This is a genomic window from Micromonospora sp. NPDC047753 (assembly GCF_040642735.1).
GTDB lineage: Bacteria > Actinomycetota > Actinomycetes > Mycobacteriales > Micromonosporaceae > Micromonospora.
On the sequence record NZ_JBEYSL010000865.1, the window covers coordinates 1 to 1,317 of the forward strand.

Genomic DNA, 1,317 nt, shown 5'->3' on the forward strand with positions numbered 1-1,317 from the left:
GCTGCACGCCCTCTACGACATCTGCGCAGCCCGGGGCGCCGAGGTGCTGGGCACCGCGGTGGTGGCCGTGCCCGCCGACGGTGGTGCCACCCCGGGTCAGCACGACGGTGGCGCCGATGGCAGCGCGGAGGGTCCCGCCGACGGCGGTGCCACCCCGGGTCAGCACGACGGTGGCGCCGATGGCGGCGCGGAGGGTCCCGCCGACGGCGGTGCCACCCCTGGCCAGCAGGACGGTGGCGCTGACGGCAGCGCCCGGTAGCGGCTCGCCATGACCTACCTCGACCCGCCGGGCGGCCACCACGGTCGCCCGGCGGTTGCGTCCGCCGGGGCCACCGCGGCGCTGGCCCGATGCGTCTCGGTCGAACCGGCCAAGTTCGCCGCCGCGCACTGGGGGCACACCCCGCTGCTGTCCCGAGCCGCCGAACTGCCCGACCCGGCCGGCTTCACCGACCTGCTCAGCCCCGCCGACGCCGACGAGTTGCTGAGCCGGCGCGGTCTGCGTACCCCGTTCCTGCGCGTCGCCAAGGACGGCCAGCTGGTCGCGGCTTCGCGCTGGACCGGCGGTGGCGGCGCGGGCGCCGAGATCGGCGACCAGGTGCTCGACGAGCGGGTCCTGGAGCAGTACGCGTCCGGGGCCACCCTGGTGTTGCAGGGGTTGCACCGGATCTGGCCGCCGCTCATCGACTTCGCCCGCGACCTGGGCCTCGCGCTCAACCAGCCGTTGCAGATCAACGCGTACCTGACACCGGCCGGCAGCCAGGGCTTCGCCACCCACTACGACACCCACGACGTGTTCGTGCTCCAGGTCGATGGCCGCAAGCACTGGCGGATCCACCCGCCGGTCCTGCCCGACCCGTTGGAGAAGCAGCCGTGGGGTGGACGCGCCGACGAGGTCGGCGCCACCGCGCAGGGTCCGGCCGCGCTGGACGTGGTGCTCGCCCCCGGTGACGCCCTCTACCTGCCCCGGGGGTGGCTGCACAGCGCGCAGGCGCAGGACGCCAGTTCGTTGCACCTGACCGTGGGCATTCGCGCGCTCACCCGCTACGCCCTGGTCGAGGAGTTGCTGGCGCTGTCCGCCGAGGACCAGCGACTGCGGGCCAGCCTGCCGTTCGGCACCGACGTCGCCGACCCGGACGCCATCGAGCCGGAGCTGACCGAGACCGTGGAGGCGCTGCGGGACTGGCTGCTGCGCGCCGACCCGAGCGCCGTCGCCGCGCGGTTGCGCCGACCTGCGCGGTCAGCAACTCACCGCGCTCGGCGCGTTCCGGGTGGCCGCGACCAGTGACCAGATCCGGCGCTACGACGAGACCTCGGTGT

Annotated in this window: 1 protein-coding gene and 1 pseudogene; both read left to right on the forward strand. The window is 74.9% G+C overall.

Annotated elements, in window-relative coordinates; translation table 11 throughout:
* Positions 1-19: 19 nt before the first annotated feature.
* A complete protein-coding gene (locus ABZ749_RS35300; protein WP_357235771.1) occupies positions 20-259 on the forward strand; it encodes a hypothetical protein in 240 nt (79 codons plus the stop codon).
* A 9-nt stretch (positions 260-268) separates the two neighbouring features.
* Positions 269-1,228, forward strand: a pseudogene (locus tag ABZ749_RS35305) (cupin domain-containing protein); the annotation flags it as partial.
* Positions 1,229-1,317: the final 89 nt, after the last annotated feature.